The sequence below is a fragment of the Pedobacter fastidiosus genome (assembly GCF_014306625.1).
Lineage (GTDB): Bacteria > Bacteroidota > Bacteroidia > Sphingobacteriales > Sphingobacteriaceae > Pedobacter > Pedobacter fastidiosus.
Genome location: NZ_JACRYL010000012.1, coordinates 67,337 through 87,226, shown reverse-complemented (window position 1 = coordinate 87,226; position 19,890 = coordinate 67,337). Strand labels below are relative to the sequence as shown.

17 protein-coding genes are annotated in these 19,890 nt (G+C 35.3%); 11 read left to right on the top strand and 6 right to left on the bottom strand.

Annotated features, from left to right (window positions below):
- Window positions 1-71 precede the first annotated feature (71 nt).
- Window positions 72-1,634 carry an O-antigen ligase family protein gene (locus tag H7U22_RS14345; RefSeq protein ID WP_187072040.1) on the top strand — a complete coding sequence of 521 codons (1,563 nt, stop codon included), beginning with the start codon at window positions 72-74 and terminating at the stop codon, window positions 1,632-1,634.
- On the opposite strand, the gene H7U22_RS14340 is transcribed toward H7U22_RS14345, so the two are convergent.
- Window positions 1,635-2,816: an asparagine synthetase B gene (locus tag H7U22_RS14340; RefSeq protein WP_187072039.1), complete on the bottom strand. Its 1,182-nt coding sequence runs from the start codon at window positions 2,814-2,816 to the stop codon at window positions 1,635-1,637. It abuts the gene before it with no gap.
- 235 nt (window positions 2,817-3,051) lie between these two features.
- Between H7U22_RS14340 and H7U22_RS14335 the strand changes: the two genes are divergently transcribed.
- Together H7U22_RS14335 and H7U22_RS14330 are read left to right on the top strand one after the other, a co-directional pair.
- Window positions 3,052-3,513, top strand: a complete 462-nt coding sequence (locus H7U22_RS14335) for a peptidylprolyl isomerase (protein WP_187072038.1) — start codon at window positions 3,052-3,054, stop codon at window positions 3,511-3,513.
- A gap of 78 nt (window positions 3,514-3,591) precedes the next feature.
- The gene (locus tag H7U22_RS14330; protein ID WP_187072037.1) at window positions 3,592-4,134 is read left to right on the top strand and encodes a DUF5606 family protein; all 543 of its coding nucleotides are present in this window, start codon (window positions 3,592-3,594) and stop codon (window positions 4,132-4,134) included.
- Window positions 4,135-4,193: 59 nt separating this feature from the next.
- Here the strand turns inward: H7U22_RS14330 and H7U22_RS23300 are convergent, their stop codons facing one another.
- On the bottom strand, window positions 4,194-4,322 hold the full coding sequence (locus H7U22_RS23300; protein ID WP_262890365.1) for a hypothetical protein: 129 nt from the start codon (window positions 4,320-4,322) through the stop codon (window positions 4,194-4,196).
- Between the two features lie 53 nt (window positions 4,323-4,375).
- Entirely contained in the window at window positions 4,376-4,849 is a 474-nt protein-coding gene (rlmH, locus tag H7U22_RS14325) for a 23S rRNA (pseudouridine(1915)-N(3))-methyltransferase RlmH (RefSeq protein WP_187072036.1), read from the bottom strand.
- 42 nt (window positions 4,850-4,891) lie between these two features.
- Between rlmH and H7U22_RS14320 the strand changes: the two genes are divergently transcribed.
- Window positions 4,892-6,706: a MutS-related protein gene (locus tag H7U22_RS14320; RefSeq protein ID WP_187072035.1), complete on the top strand. Its 1,815-nt coding sequence runs from the start codon at window positions 4,892-4,894 to the stop codon at window positions 6,704-6,706.
- Between the two features lies 1 nt (window position 6,707).
- Here H7U22_RS14320 and H7U22_RS14315 read toward each other — a convergent pair whose 3' ends face one another.
- Window positions 6,708-9,248, bottom strand: coding sequence for a PKD domain-containing protein (locus H7U22_RS14315; protein ID WP_187072034.1), 2,541 nt, complete (start codon window positions 9,246-9,248; stop codon window positions 6,708-6,710).
- Window positions 9,249-9,341: 93 nt separating this feature from the next.
- Here H7U22_RS14315 and H7U22_RS14310 point away from each other — a divergent pair, with 93 nt between their 5' ends.
- From H7U22_RS14310 to H7U22_RS22865, 3 genes are read left to right on the top strand one after another with little or no spacing between them, the layout of a single operon-like run.
- A complete protein-coding gene (locus H7U22_RS14310) occupies window positions 9,342-10,679 on the top strand; it encodes a GH1 family beta-glucosidase (protein WP_187072033.1) in 1,338 nt (445 codons plus the stop codon).
- Between the two features lie 36 nt (window positions 10,680-10,715).
- Window positions 10,716-11,144: a putative signal transducing protein gene (locus tag H7U22_RS14305; RefSeq protein WP_187072032.1), complete on the top strand. Its 429-nt coding sequence runs from the start codon at window positions 10,716-10,718 to the stop codon at window positions 11,142-11,144.
- A 19-nt stretch (window positions 11,145-11,163) separates the two neighbouring features.
- Window positions 11,164-11,352, top strand: coding sequence for a hypothetical protein (locus H7U22_RS22865; RefSeq protein WP_222621871.1), 189 nt, complete (start codon window positions 11,164-11,166; stop codon window positions 11,350-11,352).
- Window positions 11,353-11,511: 159 nt separating this feature from the next.
- Here the strand turns inward: H7U22_RS22865 and H7U22_RS14300 are convergent, their stop codons facing one another.
- Both H7U22_RS14300 and H7U22_RS14295 read right to left on the bottom strand, forming a co-directional pair.
- Complete coding sequence (locus H7U22_RS14300) at window positions 11,512-13,791, bottom strand: aconitate hydratase (RefSeq protein ID WP_187072031.1); 2,280 nt, start codon at window positions 13,789-13,791, stop codon at window positions 11,512-11,514.
- Window positions 13,792-14,753: 962 nt separating this feature from the next.
- Window positions 14,754-15,371, bottom strand: coding sequence for a polysaccharide deacetylase family protein (locus H7U22_RS14295; RefSeq protein WP_187072142.1), 618 nt, complete (start codon window positions 15,369-15,371; stop codon window positions 14,754-14,756).
- Window positions 15,372-15,450: 79 nt separating this feature from the next.
- On the opposite strand from H7U22_RS14295, the gene H7U22_RS14290 reads away from it, so the two are divergent.
- The 4 genes from H7U22_RS14290 to H7U22_RS14275 all read left to right on the top strand — a co-directional run bounded on the left by H7U22_RS14290 (window position 15,451) and on the right by H7U22_RS14275 (window position 19,825).
- Window positions 15,451-16,803, top strand: a complete 1,353-nt coding sequence (locus H7U22_RS14290) for a TolC family protein (RefSeq protein WP_248284759.1) — start codon at window positions 15,451-15,453, stop codon at window positions 16,801-16,803.
- 122 nt (window positions 16,804-16,925) lie between these two features.
- On the top strand, window positions 16,926-18,269 hold the full coding sequence (locus tag H7U22_RS14285; RefSeq protein WP_187072030.1) for an efflux RND transporter periplasmic adaptor subunit: 1,344 nt from the start codon (window positions 16,926-16,928) through the stop codon (window positions 18,267-18,269).
- A 121-nt stretch (window positions 18,270-18,390) separates the two neighbouring features.
- Window positions 18,391-19,389, top strand: a complete 999-nt coding sequence (locus H7U22_RS14280) for an NAD(P)H-dependent glycerol-3-phosphate dehydrogenase (RefSeq protein WP_248284758.1) — start codon at window positions 18,391-18,393, stop codon at window positions 19,387-19,389.
- Window positions 19,390-19,480: 91 nt separating this feature from the next.
- Window positions 19,481-19,825: a hypothetical protein gene (locus H7U22_RS14275; protein WP_109926278.1), complete on the top strand. Its 345-nt coding sequence runs from the start codon at window positions 19,481-19,483 to the stop codon at window positions 19,823-19,825.
- The last annotated feature ends 65 nt before the right edge of the window (window positions 19,826-19,890 follow it).

The window sequence follows — 19,890 nt, the reverse complement described above, 5'->3', positions numbered from 1 at the left end:
GGTATTATAACCTAGAGAATAGTAGCTTATACCCACTTTTTTTTAACGCTACTATTTTAGTGCTTAGTAGTATGGTTTTAGTTTTTGCAATTGTAAAAAATATCCCATTTCAATATCACAAAATAGATGTTTTAGTACTCGTTTATCTCCTTTACAGCATTATTTCGACGTGTATTAATAGTGCCTACAATGTTCAATATAATCAGTATGATGTTTATAATTACATCTGCTACTTATTTATATATTTCATTGTCCGAGTTTTAATTCCAAACTTCTTATCCATTAACCATGCTTTGTGCTTACTCTTGGCAATAGCTTTGGTAATTTGTGCGCAATTCATCACCCATAAAAATATCTTAATCATAAATTCAGGATTATTGGCGGGCTATTTATGCGCTTTAATTCCAATGTCTATTATATTGTTTGAACGTAAAAAACACAGACAAAATTTTATCATTTCTTTAGGGCTAATTTTATTGTTAGTTGCAATTCTAATTACAGATTCTAGAACGGCAATTATCACCCTTATTGGCACCGCTTTTATTTATTTTGGAAGTAAGGTTAAATCGAGAAATCGCATCTGGTTCGCTGGTTTAGTGTTAATTTTAGTAGCTGGATTATCGGTATTTCTTTACTTCAAACGTCCAGAATCTTTTAATGGAAGGATACTCATTTGGAAAATTGCATTTTCTATTCCTAAAGGCAGTAACTTTCTGTTCGGTAAAGGGATAGGCTATGTAGATAGACAGTTTAATAAACACCAAGAAAACTATTTTGCTACTGGTAATCGCAATTTAAGCGAACAACAATTAGCAGACGATACACATGCCGTTTTTAACGAGCCACTTAGAATCCTTATAGAAACAGGATTAATTGGTTTAGTAATTTTAACATATTTATTGTTTTATGTTTATAGAACAGGCCTGATATACGATGATCAGGCTCAGGTCTTTTTGAAATTATCGATAACCTCAATACTCATTTTTGGTTTATGCTCCTACCCATTTCAATCTTACACCATCAGCAGTTTGTTCTATATTTTAATTGCCATTTTTGCGGGTTTAAATAAAAAAGATCAGAAGGTTTTGCCTTTTAGAGTTGGGATATATGTTTCGCTCTTTATTTGTGGGGGCTACTTTTTATTTGTCGTAAGTAAAACTATTTACGCAACTAAGCAATGGGTTAATGCTAAACAATTAAATTGGCAATATAGTGAAGCCAAAGCTTGGAATATTTATAATAATCAGAATAATGTGTTGCGGTATAATGGTAATTTTTTGGCAGATTACGGACAAAAACTGAATGTATCTGGATACCATAAAGAAGCCAAAACTGTATTGAATAGTGCATTAGTACAACATTATTCAGTTGCTAATCTCTTAAATGCGGGCTATAATGAAGAACTAATGTTGAATTTTAAACAAGCAGAGCAATTCTATTTAAATGCGTGTTATACAATGCCAAAAATGATTTCCCCTAGATATTATCTATTTAATCTCTACGTTAAAAATGGCCTTAAGAAAAAGGCAATTGAACAAGCTTTAATCATTTTAAATGCACCAATTAAAGTGCCCTCAAAAGAGGTGGATGAAATGCGCAATGCCGTAGCCAAATACTTAATTGATAACGGCTGATTAAGTTTTCTGTGGTTTCTTTTTTGCTGCCGGGAACAATACATTATTTAAAATTAACCTATAACCCGGCGAATTTGGATGGAGATTTAAATCTGTAGGAGGATCGCCAACCGCATGCTGATAATCTTCAGGATCATGGCCACCGTAAAAGGTAAACTGTCCTTTGCCAATCTCTCCGTGTAAATATCGTACTTCTCCTGCACCTTTATTTTCTCCCAAAACGGTAACGCTAGTTTTGACCAAACTCTTTTTAAAAGCAGTAGTTTGTCCCATAAAACCTTTAATTACCTTATCATGATTTTGGGTAAGCATTGTAGGAACAAGATCCCACTTCGCAGAAAAATCGAACAGTGTAAAGTAATCATTGGTTTGATTTAGAGTTCTGTAAGAAGTAACATCGATATCTGAAAATTCATAATTCATCGGATTATTATCTAACTTGAAGTTTTGAAAAGCCAATGTTTTATTATAATCTAATTTGGATTGTGCATTTGGATCTGCGCCATCACCATCAAACATACTGGCACAAATATCTACTCCATCTGCAGCCAAAGCAATATCAAAACTGTCCGTTCCAGAACACATGGCAAAAAGAAAACCTCCACCCGCACAATATTCTTTAATGTGCTTAGCAACGGCAAGTTTCATCTCAGAAACTTTTTTGTAACCCATCTTTTTGGCTAGTGCTTCCTGGTTTTTAACATCTTCTTGATACCAGGTTGCATATCTAAAAGAAGACCAAAAGCGTCCATACTGACCCGTAAAATCTTCATGATGTAAGTGCAACCAATCGTATTTGCTTAATTTGTCCTGTAAAATATCATCGTCATAAATTACTTCGTAAGGAATCTCGGCATAAGTTAAAACGAGTGTAACGGCGTCATCCCAAGGTAATTTGCTTTTCGGAGAGTAAACTGCAATTTTTGGAGTTTTTTCTAGCTTCACCATTTCCATATTTACAGATGGGTCGCTGATTTCATTAAGCAAGTTTGTTACTTTTCCATCGGCCAAAACCTCGTAAGAAACCCCACGAATTTTGCATTCGTCTTCGACGGTTTTATTATATTTTATTAAAAAACTTCCTCCACGATAGTTTAAAAGCCAATCTACTTCAACTTGTTTGCTAATTGTCCAATAGGCTATTCCATAAGCTTTTAGATGATTTTTTTGATCTTCATCCATATAAATTAGAAGGGAAGATGCTCTAAGACCTAAGCTACAAAAGAGGCAAATTAGTAAGATGTAATATTTCTTTGTCAAAACCTGAATGCTTAAAACACTAAAATACCGCATTTAAACTGGTTAGAAAAATTTTATGGTGTTATAAGTTACACAATTTTGTTATTTTTGCCCTCTACTTAAAAAACGCTTAGTTTTTTAAGCTTAATAAAAACAATAATTAGCACCAAAAATTGATATGAGTAAAGCAATAATAAAAACCGAAAAAGGCGAAATGACCGTTGAATTTTATGACAACGATGCGCCAAAAGCAGTTGCAAACTTTAAAAAATTAGCTTCAGAAGGCTTTTACGATGGTGTAACTTTTCACCGTGTAATTCCTAATTTTATGGTTCAAGGCGGATGCCCGAATTCAAAAGATCCAGCTAAAGCACATTTAGCAGGTACTGGTGGTCCTGGTTACAAAATTGATTGTGAATTAGATGGCGAAAACCAGTTTCATGATCGTGGTGTGTTATCAATGGCTCATGCTGGTCGTAACACAGGTGGATCACAATTTTTCATTTGCCACAGCAGAACCAATACTGCACATTTAGATCGCAACCATACTTGTTTTGGTAAAGTAATCGAAAATGTAGATTTAGTTGACGATATTCGTCAAGGCGATAAAATTGTTGGGATCGAAGTTTTAGAAGATTAAAAAAAATGCGTTGAGCGTTTGGCAATAAGCGATTAAATTTGCTATACCCCAACCGCTAACCGCTTAACAAATTATTATATGAATTTAAGAGGAATTGTTGCCGTTTCTGGCAGACCTGGTTTATTTAAACTAGTAGGACAAAATAAAGTTGGTTATATCTTGGAAAGTCTTGATGCTCAAAAGCTTAAGGTTGTTGCAAATATTACCAATACAAAGCTTGCATCGCTTGAAGATATTACAGTTTATGGCGAAGATGAAGAAATTAAATTGGTTGATATTTTTACCAAAATTTCTGCAAAAGGGAGCACACCAGATTTAAAGGATGATTTGCGTCCTTATTTTCTTGAAGTAGCTCCTGGCCACGATCAAGAAAAAGTTTATGCCTCTGATATGAAAAAGATTATCACTTGGTATAATATCCTTAAAGATTTGCCTTTGTTTACAGAAGAAACCCCTGAAACTCCAGGTACTGCAGCAGAAGTGAAATTATCAGAAGAGAAAGCTGCTTCAGATAAAAAACAAAAAGCTACTGCATCTAAAGGATCTGCTAGTGCAAAAGCATCTACTAAAACATCAGCACCTGCCAAAAAAGCAAGTATGACAAGTAAGAAAGGCGTTTAAGCCGATCTATAAATTAATTTAAGGCACCATGCAATTTGTATGGTGCTTTTTTTGTGGTGTTAATCTAAGAAATACCAAAGTAAGGCAACAATTACAAGTGAAGCAATAATGCTAATCCACATATATTTATTGTTCCCGCTTTGGTTGCTTTTGTACCGATATTCTCTTTTATATTTATCTAACAGCATAATTTTATTTTATTGTATGATGATTTTAATCCTGATTTTCCATATCAAAATTGTCAAGCATGATGATAAGGTTCGCCTTTTAAAATACTAAAACCCCGATATAATTGCTCCACAAAAAATAACCTAATCATTTGATGTGAAAACGTCATGTCGGATAAAGATATCAAACCATTTGCCCTTTTGTAAATCGTTTCATCAAAACCATAAGGTCCACCGATTATAAAAATTAAATGTTGCACACTGCCAACCATTTGTTTATTTAAGTACGAGGAAAATTCAACTGAGGAATACTTTTTCCCTTTCTCATCCAATAAAATAACAACATCGCCATTATTAATTTGTTTGTGCAACAATTCGGCCTCCTTGGCTTTTTGCTGTGCTTCACTCAAATTTTTCACATTCTTAACGTCGGGTATTGCTAAAAAGCTGAAGTTAATATAGTGCTTAAGGCGATTAATGTATTTTTCAATGCCTTCGATTAAATATTTGTCTTCCGTTTTCCCAATGGCGATCAAAGTAATCTTCATTTAATATTTCCCTATCTTTATAATTTTAGAGATTCAAATATAATGTTAAAAACACAAGCGCAAATACGATTAGATTATAACCAGAAAATTAATGCAGTTACCGAGCAGATTTCCGATACAAAAAAGCTAATTGATCAACTTTCGTTTTTGAGAATAGGATTCTTCTTGACAGAAATTTTATTTTTTGTACTATTGGTTAGATCAGAAAATGATGGTTGGCGCACATTGATTCAAGTTCTATTGATTCTTCCAATATTGCTTTTTGTGTTAATTGTGCGCAAGCAAAGTAAATTGGATCGAGAAGTTGAATATCAAAAACAACTGCTTTGGGTTTATCAAAACGAATCGAATGTTTTAAATGGATTGGAAAATGGTTACGATAATGGTCAAGCTTTCGAATCCGAACTTCATCCATATACTTCTGATTTAGATATTTTTGGTCGATCTTCTCTATTTGCACTTTTGAATCGTACAAGTACAAAAAATGGAAACGATTTATTATCAGGAAGATTATCTACGAAAACATCAAGAGATCAAATTTTATCACGACAGGAAGCTGTGAAGGAAATGCAATCCAAAATGGAAGAAACATTTAAGTTTAGAGCGCATTTGCAGGGTGGAGACATCGTTAAAATCGAATTAATAAAACAACAATTAAAAAGCTTGCTGGGCGAACAGTTGGAGTTTACCCGTCAAAAATTTTTTAGGTTTTACGTTGCAGTTGTCCCTTTTCTATCTCTTGCTTTAATTCTTGGGTCAATATTTAGCGGTGGTATTTTTATCAAGCTTTTGGTTTTAATGGCGGTTGTTCATAACGGGTGGAATGTGATCCTGAATCCGAAAGTGAATAAAGTTTTTTATTGTTTTAGTGGAGGCTCAAGTTTATTAAATAATTATTCCTCTGCTATACTTTGGACAGAAAAACAAACTTGGAAGAGTCCATATATTACCGCTTTATTAGATTCTAAAATTCCAGTTAGTAAAGAGATTAAAAGCCTGTCGAAAATCATTCAAAATTTTGATGCTCGTTTAAATTTACTCGTTGGTGGGTTTTTAAACGGCCTATTGCTTTGGGATTTTAGATGCTGCATCAGTTTAGATCGTTGGTATCAATCCTCTTCTAAAGATGTAATTTCAGCATTGAACCATTTGGGCGATTTTGAAGAATTAATTTCACTTGCAACTACAGCTTATAATCAACCCAGCTGGGTTTTTCCTGAAGTGGTATCTACATTTACCTTGAAAACAAAAAGTATTGGCCACCCACTTATTGCAAATGAAGTTAGGGTTAATAATGATTTTTCTACCGAAGTCAATTCAACTGTAGATATTGTTACGGGATCAAACATGGCAGGCAAAAGTACTTTTCTAAGAACGTTGGGGATCAATATGATTTTGGCTTACGCTGGTGCTCCAGTTTGTGCTGAGCAAATGTCGCTATCGGTTTTTTCGATTAATACCTATATGAGAATTAAGGATTCGCTAAATGAAAGTACCTCGACTTTTAAGGCTGAATTGAACAGATTGAAAATGATTTTAGATAACGTGGTAAAGGATAAGGATACTTTTGTTCTCATTGACGAAATGTTGCGAGGTACAAATAGTAGAGATAAATATTTGGGATCGAAGGTTTTTATAGAGAAACTAATTGTCGAAAAAACACCTGCACTTTTTGCAACACATGATTTACAACTAGCAGATTTAAAGGAATATCATGCTGAAACTGTTCGGAACTTTCATTTTGATATTCAAATAACCGAGGGAGAAATGCGTTTCGATTACAAACTGAAGCATGGCCCTTGTACCACTTTTAACGCTTCGATTTTGCTTAAAGAAATTGGTTTAAGTTTGGATTAATTTACCGAAGTAAGGTAACAGATCCCGAATACCGAACGCTATCATTTTTTAAATTAGTGCCTAAAATTACATAATAGTAAACACCAGTTGGTAAATCGCCATTTTTAAAAGTTCCTTTCCAATTGTCGAAAATGCTGGTTGCAAAGAAAACCTGATCGCCATATCGGTTATAAATCTGGATTCTGTATTTTTTTAGATTGGTTATTCCAATTACAAATTCATCGTTTACACCATCGCCATTTGGCGAAAATGCATTAGGCGCAAACACAGATACACTTTGTTTAATTACTAAATCGCCTTTGGTAACCGAAGTAGAGCATCCGTTTTTAGAAAATGCAGTCAAGGTAATTTTAAAAGTTCCTTCGCTTTCATAATTATGCATTGCGTTTGCATTACTCGAGGTAAAACCATCACCAAAATCCCATTGGTAGTAATCCGCATACAATGAAGTGTTGGTGAAAATCATAGGTACTGGAGCCGAAAATTTTATGTCGAAAGTGGGTTCAGTATAAAAACCTGCAACAGGAATTTTCGCTATTTGTGGAATAACAAGCGTAGTCGGTTCGCTTTCGCACGTGCCAGCTTTTAAGGTTATTGTGTAAATGCCGCCTTTGTTTAAATTATTTACAGGAATTTCCACGGCACTTGTAGTCGCTGTAAAACCATCAGGACCAGTCCATAAATAGGTAACATTATCTTGCTCTGCAACAGAAAGTTTTATTATATCATTAATGCAAAATGCAGGTTGATTTACACTGATTTCTGGTTTGTCAGGCTTAAGTTCTACCAATAAATCTTGACTAACCGTAGATGAACAGCCGTTATTCGTTTCTACCGTTAAAGTAATTGTTTTTAATCCGGGCGAGTTAAATGTCAATTCTCGACTGTCGTTGGCTAGATTAGTTGTTGTTTTAAGGTCGGGGCCAAAATTCCAAGTGAGTTTGGTATAATTCGTGGATGTATTGATGAAAGAAAAACTCTGATTGCTTTCACACTTATTGTTGGTTTGGATTGAAAATATGGCCTCTGGTTTTGCCACAACAGAAATTACATCAATAGAATTTTCTGGGCTGATACAATCTCCAACTTGTACAAAAAGTTTATAGGTTCCAATATTTTCTGGTCCGGTAATCGGGATAACAGGATTTTGCTGTGTCGAAGTAAAGCCGTTTGGTCCAGACCAATGATAAGTTGCGAGATTAATAAAATCTGTAGAAAGTGTTAAAACATCATCAATACAAAGGTTAATTTTCGAAGCTACAATAGCTGGTTTGTCTGGTGTTTTGGCTACAATAAAAGTTTGTGTGGTTACTACATTACATCCATTAGTTGCTTTCGCTTCTAGAACCACTACTTTTTCGCCTGGAGTACTATAAGTGATGGTAAAAGGACCTTCGGTTGTGGCAGATGTGATACTTGCACCTTCTCCGAAAGACCATTTTAGGGAGGCATAATTGGTCGAATTACTTTCAAATACGTAAGCCTGATTGTCTGTACATGGATTTAGCTTATCCACTTTAATACTTGCTGATGGGCCAGCTAAATCGGCCGTGCCACCAAATTCTAATGTAAAGCCATTATTCCCGCTAGAAAAATTATCAATTAATAAGGCATAAGTATGTCCAGCAATCAGATCTACATATTTTACAAATCCATTTTGGCCAGGAACGCATCCACTTGCTTCACTTAAATCAGTTTCAGTTAAACTCAATCCCGTTTTATAATAAGTTGGCGTACAGGTAACACCACTTCCACTGGCACATCGTATTGCATTAGAACTATTTACATTACTACAATTTCCGCCGACACCTAAATCGTAAAAAACCCAATCGATATCATTTGTGGTTACAGTAGGTGTAATTACGAAAGTAAAATCACCACTTTTAGAAGCCGTGAACATGTACCAAGCAGAGTTGGTTTCGGTACCCAAACAAGTGCCTGCAGTTTCGTTTCTGTTTGAGCCCGGCCCAGTAACATTAAGCTGAGTAAAGGTTTCTTTGGTACACAATAGCGAAATTGTTCCGCAATCTTGCCCCGGCTGGATGGTCGGAAAATAATTATCCAAACATAATTTAAAAGTGCCCATGTTATCGTTTGATGCACTTACGCGGATATAATAAATTTCCCCAAGCGTTAATCCACCTTTATAATAAGAAGTTACATTATTTGATGAGGATGAAGAGCCAATCATTTCTCCAACATTTTTTGAGATGGGATCATAAGAATATATGGCAACCAATGGAGCTATTAAACTGTTAGAACTACTCGCATTAACTTTACCACTTACCGAAATATTTACATCGTACTTGGATGCTGTAAACTTAAACCACACATCTTTACCAACTGCTGGCCAGCCCAATGAAGCTGAATAAGGACTAGATGTTGCCTCCAAATTGTTATAAGCTGCATCTTCGCTACAAAATGCACTCGTGTTAGAAATGTTTATCGCATTTAAAAGCTCATCATTTATGGGCGGGGCAAAACCAGCCCTGGAAATAATGCAAGTAAGTAGTAAAACGAAAAGTATAGTTGAGAAACGCATTTAGTAAAACTATTAAAAATAGTTTTGATTTTTAGCAGTTTAATTTGTTAATGATTAGTTAATATTAAACTTGCAACTTGGCGAAACAATTATATGATCAAATCTATTGACTTTGGACCTGATTTTTTATGGGGTGTAGCAACTGCCGCCACTCAGATTGAAGGTGCGTCTAATCAGTATGGAAAAGGTCAATCCATATGGGATAATTTTTCTGCAAGATCAGGGAAAATTAAGAAGGGAAATAAACTTGATGTTGCTTGTGATTTTTATCATAAGTATAAGGAAGACATTGCCTTAATCAAATTACTGGGCTTTAAGGTATTTAGGTTTTCTATAGCTTGGTCGAGAGTTTTACCTAATGGGACAGGAGAAATTAATGCGGAAGGAATTCGATTTTATCACAATGTAATTGATGAATGTTTAGAGAATGGCATCATTCCTTATATAACCCTCTACCATTGGGATTTACCTCAAGCTTTGGAAAATGAAGGCGGATGGACAAGTTTTAGTATTAATTTCGCTTTCAATTCCTTTGTTAGAATTTGTGCAAATGAATATGGGGATAAAGTAAAAAACTGGATTGTTTTAAACGAACCCTTTGGTTTTACTTCGCTCGGGTATATGCTGGGGATTCATGCGCCAGGAAAAACGGGATTAAGTAATTTTTTTTCTGCAGTGTTGCATACCGCATTGGCGCAGGCCGATGGTGCGAAAATTTTAAGAGCAGAAGTAAGTCAGGCAAACATTGGAACTACCTATTCCTGTTCAGAAATTATTCCTTTTACACAAAGTGATAATGATATTTTAGCTGCCAAAAGAGTCGATTGCCTAATGAACAGACTTTTTATTGAGCCAGCTCAAGGATTAGGCTTCCCAACGGCAGATTGGGATGTGCTTGAGAAATTCCAAATCGAATATGGCACTTGGAGGCACAAGGAACGCCTAAAATTCGATTTCGATTTTATTGGTCTCCAGAATTATTTCCCGCTAACCATAAAGTATAATGCCTTTATTCCTGTAATTCAGGCTTGGGAAGTTAAAGCCAAAAGCCGAAAGAAACCACATACGGCGATGGGTTGGGAAATAAATGCCAACAGTTTTAATAATATCATAAAACAGTTTGCAAGTTATCCAAACGTTAAAAATATCATCATTACAGAGAATGGCGCTGCTTATCACGATAAAGTTGTTAACGGAAGGGTAGAAGATCAAGAACGTATTGAATATTTTAAACTTTATTTAGATGCTCTGCTTCAAGCCAAAAAAGAAGGTATAAATATTACTGGTTACATGGCGTGGACACTTATGGATAATTTTGAATGGGCTGAAGGTTTCACTACACGTTTCGGTTTGGTTTATAATGATTTTAAAACGCAACAACGAACCATAAAAGATTCTGGATATTGGTGGCAAGAATTTTTGAAACATTAATTTTGGGTCTCACTGATAGAATTCATAAGTTTGAGTATGAACGACAGAACCATTATTTACAGCACATATTATAATCCAATTGAGGCTAACATTATTAAAGCCAGGTTAGAAGATAGTGGATTCTCCTGTTTCTTGGCCGATGAAAATGTTTCTACAATTCAGCCCCTATACAATCAGGCAATTGGTGGTGTTAAATTAATTGTTTTTGAACGCGATGTAGATCAAATTAATCAGCTTCTGGCTGAAGATAATAGCGATTTGGTTGATGATGGTGAGGAAACAGAAAATCATGGCGGAGAAAAAATACGCTGTGAAGTATGTGGATCTGATAATGTTGGATATGGAATTGCAGCTCAGCCAAAATATAGTTTGTGGTCTACAATACTTGCCTTTATAACTTTTAGTTCCCCAATTCATGCTGGTAAATGCCATCATTGCTATAATTGCGGTCACGAATTTGAATAAGGTTTATTGATTAAAAATTATGAGCGATAGAATAATTGAAGGAAATCATGTGAAAAAGCTAGCCTGCCCAAAATGTGGTTCAGATAAATTATTTAAAGAACATTCGAAGCACAATCAGTTTAATTTTTTTGGACTATTAAATTTTCGATTACCACCAAAAGATACTTTTAAATGTATTGATTGTAATTATGAATTTAAAGCTTTGTAAGTCTCAAAAATTATGATTTTTTAAGGAAATCAGTATTCTAAATAACAAACCTCGTAGGTTTTTAAAACCTACGAGGTTTAAAAATTCATTCGAAATTTACAAAAAAAATCCCGTTCTGAATTAACAGAACGGGATTTTATAAGCTTAATACTTAATTTTTTAGCCTTGTGCTTTAAGAGCAGCTTCTCTTCTGATAATATTTAAAGCGCCACCAGCAACAAACCACTCAATTTGTTGAGCATTGTAACTGTGGTTAACCAAAAACGACTCTTCAGTGCCATCTGCATGGTGTAAAACCAATGTTAATGGTACATTTGGAGCAAATGTGGTTAAGCCTAAAATATCGATTTTATCGTCTTCTAAAATTTTATCGTAATCATCTTTATCGGCAAAAGTTAAGCCCAACATACCTTGTTTTTTAAGGTTGGTTTCGTGGATACGAGCAAAAGATTTTACCAATACAGCACGAACGCCCAAATGACGAGGTTCCATAGCTGCATGCTCACGAGATGAACCTTCACCATAGTTTTCGTCACCAACAACGATAGAACCAATCCCCGCGGCTTTGTAATCGCGTTGGGTTGCCGGAACTGGACCATATTCTCCAGTTAATTCATTTTTAACATTATCCGTTTTATCATTGAAGTAATTTACTGCGCCGATAAGCATGTTGTTAGAAATGTTATCTAAGTGACCACGGAATTTTAACCATGGACCGGCCATAGAGATATGATCTGTAGTACACTTTCCTTTAGCCTTAATTAAAAGGTTTAAGCCTTTTAAGTCTGTGCCCTCCCAAGGTGAAAATGGATCTAATAATTGTAAGCGGTGAGAAGTAGGAGAAACCAAAACCTCAACCGATGAACCATCAGCTGCTGGTGCTTGGAAACCTGCATCTTCAACAGCATAACCGTTTACAGGTAATTCATCTCCAACTGGTGGATCTAGTTTTACTTGTTCGCCCTTATCGTTTGTTAATGTATCTGTTAGGGGATTGAAGCCTAAATTACCGGCAATTGCAATTGCCGCAACCATTTCTGGTGAAGCTACGAATGCGAAAGTATTTGGATTTCCATCAGCACGTTTTGCAAAGTTTCTGTTGAAAGAGTGAACGATTGTATTTTTCTCTGCTTTTTCTGCACCTGTTCTGTCCCACATACCAATACATGGTCCGCAGGCATTGGTAAAAATTGTTGCGTCTAAATCTTCGAAAGTTTTCAAGAAACCATCGCGATTTGCTGTATAACGAACTTGTTCAGAACCTGGATTAATACCAAATGCCGACTTAGTAACTAAACCTTTGGCAATAGCTTGGTTTGCAATTGAAGCTGCTCTTGATAAATCTTCGTAAGAAGAGTTGGTACAAGATCCAATTAATCCCCATTCCACTTTTAAAGGCCAACCATTTTTCTCTGCTTCCACTTTCATTTGAGAAACTGGAGTAGCTAAATCTGGAGTAAAAGGACCATTTAAATAAGGCTCTAATTCATCAAGATTAATTTCAATTACTTGGTCAAAGTAGCTTTCTGGATCAGCATAAACAGCATCATCACCAGTTAAGTAAGCAGCAATTTTATTGGCTTCGTCTGCAACTTCGTCTCTACCGGTAGCACGTAAATAACGTTCCATGCTTTCATCGTAGCCGAAAGTTGAAGTAGTTGCACCAATTTCGGCACCCATATTACAAATGGTACCCTTACCAGTACAGCTTAAATTAATAGCGCCATCGCCAAAATATTCTACAATTGCACCAGTACCACCTTTTACGGTTAAAATACCAGCAACTTTTAAAATTACATCCTTAGCAGAAGTCCAGCCACTTAATTTACCTGTTAATTTAACACCAATTAGCTTAGGGAATTTAAGCTCCCAAGGTAAACCAGCCATCACATCACAAGCATCGGCACCACCAACACCAATAGCAACCATACCCAAACCACCGGCGTTAACCGTGTGAGAGTCAGTTCCAATCATCATTCCACCAGGGAATGCATAATTTTCTAAAACAACTTGGTGAATAATACCAGCTCCTGGTTTCCAGAAACCGATACCGTATTTATTTGATACAGAAGATAAGAAATCAAAAACTTCAGCGCTTTCTGTTTTTGCATGAGGAAGATCTATTGCAGCACCTTCTTTAGCAGTAATTAAGTGATCACAGTGAACGGTTGAAGGTACTGCAACTTGCGGGCGACCAGCTTGCATAAATTGCAAAAGAGCCATTTGAGCAGTTGCATCTTGCATTGCTACACGATCTGGTGCGAAATCTACGTAATCTGTTCCGCGAGAAAATGCTTTTTTTGGATCTCCGTCCCAAAGGTGAGCATACAATATTTTTTCTGATAATGTTAAAGGTCTGCCAACAATCTTACGAGCGGCTTCTACACGGCTCCCGAAGTTTGCATAAACCTTTTTAATCATGTCTATATCAAAAGCCATCGATTTTTTTGGTTAAAAGGTAATACTTCTATTCTAATAGCTGCGAATTTACAAAAAAAAAGCACCTCTAAACGTCATACTTAGATCATTGTATTATTTGGAAGTATTCTAAATAAATGTTTTGAATACGTTTAAATGGATTATTCTTTTTTTGAAGCGCAATTGCAGTATTTCAATTAAAGTTTGTTCCCGCTTTAGCTCCTGCCGATGAAAAATCGGCATCCGTTCAATCGGGGCTAGATAATAATAGAGTGGCTTCAAACTCTGTTAGGAATTAATAAGCAAGTATGAATGATAATAAAAGCTTGATAATTGAAGTGGTTGCTAACTTTTGATGGGGTGTTCATTCTTTTCCAATCGCAATATTTACCACCCCTTGCCCCTGCTAAAATAGGAGGGGAGCCGTAAGTACTTAGGGAAATTATTTGCATTTATTGTTGGCTTTCTGGTTGAACCCACACAGCAATGTCCAACACCCCTCCTTACTTTCAAGGAGGGGTGTGGGGGTGGTTTTTTCTGGAGTACGGATTCCTTTACTAGAGTATTTATTTGTGCTTATAACTAGAAATTCTTTCCTATCGCAATATTTACCACCCCTTGCCCCTCCTAAAATAGAAGGGGAGCCGTAAGTACTTAGGGAAATTATTTGCATTTATTGTTGGCTTTCTGGTTGAACCCACACACTAAAATATTGCGATAACATTTTCAATAAGCAATGTCCAACTCCCCTCCTTACTTTCAAGGAGGGGTATGGGGGTGGTTTTTCATTGAGAAAGGATTCTTGTTTGTTTATTATTTGTGCCTATCCTTAGAATAAATTACAGATATGGAGCATACTTTAACTGTTCATTAACGGACATTAATGTTCAATTACGAACGCTTTAACTTCTCTAGGATGTAAAAATGTTAACTCATGGCAGAATTAAACAATAATAAATCCTTGGCACAACAATAGCTTATCGCTACAACGTTGAAAAAATGAAACCTTTATCAGTAAAATATTTTAAAACTCGTGGTAACGCATATTCCAAACGATCAAAGGCTTTTAAGCTATCGTGAAATACGATTATTGATCCATTTCGGGTATTTTTTATCACATTGTTATAACATTTTTCGGGGGCTAAATTAATATCGAAATCGCCACTTAAAACATCCCACATCACAATTTCAAGATTTGAGATTTGAGATTGGAGTTTTAAGATCTGGGATTTTTTTATTCTTCCATAAGGTGGTCGAAAAAGATTGGAGTTGGTAAATTGTTGACACTTTATTGTATTTTGCAAATAAGTTTCATCCTCAGTTATCCATCCCTTTAAATGGTTAAAAGTATGGTTGCCGATTGCATGGCCATCGTTTTTTACACGCTCAAAAACATCAGGATGTTTTTGAATATTATCGCCAATGCAAAAAAAAGTGGCTTTCGCATTAAAGGCTTTCAAAGTTTTTAATACAAAGTCTGTAACATTGGGTATAGGTCCATCGTCAAAGGTCAAATAAATAACTTTTTCGGTTCGGGATTTATTCCAGAGTAACGATGGATAATACCATTTAAGCAGAAGCGGTGATTTGACCAAGTACATTACTGCCAAAGTTAGTAATTGCTTGTACAGATTGAAATTATTTAAAGTTGTTTATATAGATTTGAAACAAATTATGAAAATGTTTACCAAGAATAAGTTTTTAACCGGTTTTGCTTTAATTGTAGGTTTCTGCGTTTCTCAAAATGTTCGTGCTCAAGAAGTAATCACCATCCAACAAGCTGTTGATAATACACTAAAAAACAACTTGCAAATTAAGCAGGCACAGTTTAGTGCAGCACTAAGCGAGGAGAATCTCAGTCAATCTAAATATGCACTTTATCCAACAGTAAATGGAAGCATTAACCCCAATTTAACTTTTGGTCGTGGTTTGGATCAAACTACTTTTCAGGTAACCAATCAAACTTCGTTATATACAAGTGGTAATTTAAGCACCAATATTGATGTTTTTCAAGGTTTTGCAAAAATTAATCAGATTAGGCAAAACAAAACTTTGTTAGAAGCTGATAAGAGTAACATAGATAAAGTTAAAAACGATTTGATTTTGCAAGTTGTAACCGCTTATCTACAAGTATTATACAATACAGATTTAGCTAGAGCATCGCAAGATCAATTAGATATTTCGAATAAAACATTAATTAGAGAAAATGCTTTATTGGATGCAGGAAATAAAACTTTGGCCGATATTTCTCAGGCTAAATCTCAAGTGGCAACGGCAGAATTAAACTTAACCAATGCACAAAACCAACTATCGGTTTCTTACCTAACTTTAGGTCAATTAATGGAGTTGGCGCCAAGTCAGAAATTTGTAGTGCAAGCACCAATTATCGATAACATTCAAGTAACACCAACAACGAACGATCCAGATGAAATTTTCGATAACGCCATGAAAATTTTCCCGGATATTAAATTGGCAAACTTACGTTCTTTAGCGGCGAAACAGGCTATAGATGTTGCCAAAGGAGCTTATTCTCCAAGATTGAGTTTAGGCGCTGGATTATCTTCTTCTTATTCTTACCAGTTTAATTACGCTGGTCAGTTTGCTCAGCAATCTTTTACAGATCAAATTAATCAACGTTTCGGACAAAGCATTGGTATGAGTATTCAAATTCCTATTTTTAATGGTTTTACTGCTCGTTCTGGTGTTAGGAGAGCAAAAATTAATTACAATAGTACTTTGACGCAGGAGCAATTGGCTAAAAATAATTTAAACAAAGTTATTTTTCAGGCAACCACAGATTTAAAAGCTGCTCAAAGTCGTTTCGTTTCAACACAAAACGCTTTCAATGCGCAAAAGGATGCTTTTTATGTGGTAGAGCAACGTTATAATGTTGGCTTAGTTAATTCTTTAGATTATAGCACTGCACAAACAAACAGAAATAAAGCAGAAATCGATTTTATCCAAGCAAAATATGATCTTTTATTTAGAGCAAAAGTGATTGATTATTACTTGGGAAAACAGATTAACTTTTAATACAGAAAGCTGAAAGAGCAAAGCAAAAATAAATACATATAATATATTGGTGTAATTATCCCAAAAACAGTACGACATTTCAAACTTTACAACATTAATACAAACAAACGCAATACAATATTATGAAACTGAAGCACATATTGATTACCGTCGGAGTTATTCTGGTTATCCTTATCGGATTAAAACTAGCTGGAGTTATCGGTGGCGATAAAACAGAAAAAGTAACTACAGAAAAGGCATCAGATAAAACTGTTGTAGAAACAGTAACTGCAAGTGGTAAAATACAACCAGAAACTGAAGTAAAATTAAGTTCGGAAGTATCTGGTGAGGTTGTAGAATTAAAAGTTAAGGAAGGTGATATTGTTAAAGCCGGACAGTTATTGTGTAAAGTAAGACCAGATGTTTTACAATCGGGTTATGAAAGAACGGTAGCTAGTTTTAATGCTCAAAAAGCAAGTGTGGCTGGAGCGCAACAACAATTAATTCAAAACCAGGCAAACTTTGTAAATGCAGAAGCTACATACAAACGTAATGTAGAACTTTTTGCTAAAAAGGTAATCTCTGCTTCAGAATTCGATGCGGCCAAGGCAGCTTATTTAACTGCAAAAGCAACATTGGCAAGTGCAAAGGAAAATGTAACAGGTGCTAAATTTACATTAGAACAAACAGGTGCAAATGTTAAAGAAGCAGGTGCTAACTTAGCTAAAACTACAATTTATGCACCGGTTGACGGCGTGGTTTCAAAACTATCAATTGAGTTAGGCGATCGTATTTTAGGTACTTCGCAAATGGCTGGAACAGAGATTATGCGGATTTCGAATTTATCATCAATGGAAGTAAATGTTGATGTAAATGAAAACGATATTACCCGTGTTAAAGTTGGCGATAAATCATCGATCGAAGTAGATGCATTTTCTGATAAGAAATTTAGAGGTGTAGTAACTGAAATTGCAAGTTCATCTACAGCGGTTGGTACATCAACTTCTACATCGGTAGATCAGGTAACCAATTTCTCCGTAAAAATTAGAATCACTGAAGAATTGGCTGGAAAGCAACAATCTATTTTCCGTCCGGGGATGTCTGCAACTGTAGACATCGAAAGTGAATCAATAACCGGTTTAGCAATTCCAATCCAAGCTGTATTTACTGATAACGGGGCGAAAACTGAAGACGATGCCAAAAATCAAGGTAACCAAGAAAATACCGATAAGCAAAAATCAAAACTTAACGATAAAACCATCAAACAGTACGTTTACGTTTATGATGCTTCAACCAAAAAAGTTAAGAAAGCTGAAGTAACAACTGGTATTCAGAATGATCAATTTATCATTGTAAAAACAGGTATAAAAGCTGGGCAGGAAATTGTAACTGGACCATATTCTGCTATTCAAAATAAGCTAAAAGATGGTCTTGTTGTAGAGAAAACCTCTAAAGACCAATTGTTTAACAAAGACGCTAAAAAGTAGTATATAATTAATCGCAAGAAATAGTAACTTGCAATTGTTTGAGGTGTAAGGTTTAGGGTTTAATGGCAATTTGTCTAAACCTTATACCTTGCACCTTTTACCTTAAATCGTTTTTTTAAACATGGTACCTAAAATAGCAATGATAGGGGGTGGGAGCTGGGCGACTGCCATTGTAAAAATGTTATCGGATAATCTTTCTGAAAAGGAAATTTACTGGTGGATGCGTAACGAGGAAGCAATTGAACACATTAAAAAGTTTAAGCACAACCCGCATTACATCAGTTCGGTAGAAATAAAGTTGAATGAAAATAACATTTGTTCGGATATTACACATATCGTTAAAACCGCAGATTACATTATTTTAAATGTGCCTGCTGCATTTTTAAAAGGAACTTTGGCAAACATTACCGCCGAAGAATTAAAAGGTAAAAAAATCATCTCGGCAATAAAAGGAATTGTTCCTGAAGATAATTTGATTATTGGCGAGTTTCTTCATGAAAATTATGCCATTCCATACCACGACATTTTAGTGGTGAGCGGACCTTGCCACGCAGAGGAGGTTGCTTTAGAAAAACTTTCTTACTTAACTATTGCTTGTACCGATGTAGAAAAGGCGTCAACTTTTGCATCATTTTTAAATACGCGCTACATAAAAACGAATGTGTCTGATGATATTTTCGGAACGGAGTATGCGGCAGTTTTAAAAAATATTTATGCCATTGCAAGTGGAATTTGCCATGGAATTGGCTATGGAGATAATTTTCAGGCCGTTTTAATTAGCAATGCAATCCGAGAAATTAAACGATTTGTAGATGCTGTTCACCCAATAAATCGTGATATTAAAGAATCTGCTTATTTGGGCGATCTTTTGGTTACGGCTTATTCTCAGTTTAGTCGCAACCGTACTTTTGGTAACATGGTGGGTAAAGGCTATACTGTAAAATCAGCCCAATTAGAAATGAACATGATTGCTGAAGGATATTATGCAGCAAAGTGTATGCATATAAAAAATCAGGCATATAATGTTAACATGCCAATCTGTAAAGCCGTTCACAGTATTTTATATGAAGGGCGATCGCCATACATTGAAATGAAATTGCTTGCTGAGAAACTGAATTAACTGTCGATAGAACTAGGTTTATTTTAAAGATATCGAATCAAACAAAAACACAGGACCAACTGTTATTGTAATAAATAAAAGTATAACTATTATGAAAAAGAAATTTGTAATTGGCTTGTTAACATTGGCATTGTTCGGTGGTTTAACTTTAAGCGTTAACGCGCAAGAAAAAAAGAAAACAGAAGTTGGTAAAGCATTAGATCATACAGGTAAAGCAATCGGTAAAGGTGCTAAATCTGTTGGTAATAAAACTGCAGAAGTTGCAGTTAAAGGTGGTTCTAAAGTAGCAGATAAAACTTGGAAAGGTAAAATGGCACCAGATGGTTCTGATGTTTACATTAATGCTAAAAATGAGAAATATTACGTTAACTCGAAAGGTGCTAAAATTTGGTTAAAACCTAGTCAAATTAAAACTAGAGTAGAAACAAAAAACTAGTTAAGAAAGGATTAGTAAAAAACAATGGAGAAGCCCGATTTGATGATGTCAAATCGGGCTTCTCC